This is a genomic window from Umbribacter vaginalis (genome assembly GCA_001552935.1).
Lineage (GTDB): Bacteria > Actinomycetota > Coriobacteriia > Coriobacteriales > Eggerthellaceae > Berryella > Berryella vaginalis.
This window is the reverse complement of the sequence record KQ959712.1, coordinates 906-1,254: the sequence shown is the minus strand read 5'-3', so window position 1 is coordinate 1,254 and position 349 is coordinate 906. Positions and strand designations below refer to the sequence as shown.

Below are 349 nucleotides of genomic sequence, written 5' to 3'. Positions count from 1 at the left end.
TATCGCTGAACAGGTGAAACGTGGCGATTTCTATTTCTTAAAGAAAGACGATACAACGCAGCGCCCCCTTGGCGGTATTCCCTTTGCAATTACTTCAATGACCACAGGTGAGCGTCATATCGTTATGAGTGATCAAAATGGCGTGGTTGACACAACGGCGTATCCGCATAGCTTTAATACCAATGCATGTGACAAGGCGCTAAACACCAAAGGCGAACTTGATGTATCTAAACTCACAGCGGAGAGTGGTGTGTGGTTTAGTGGTCAAAAGACCAACGGTGCCCATGTGAATGATGGCAAAGGCGCTCTAGTTTATGACACCTACTTTGTACAAGAGTTAGTTGTTCCA

General features: G+C 45.6%; 1 pseudogene. It reads left to right on the top strand.

The features are described from left to right. Window positions 1-349: pseudogene (locus HMPREF3190_RS07695) on the top strand (SpaA isopeptide-forming pilin-related protein); the annotation flags it as partial.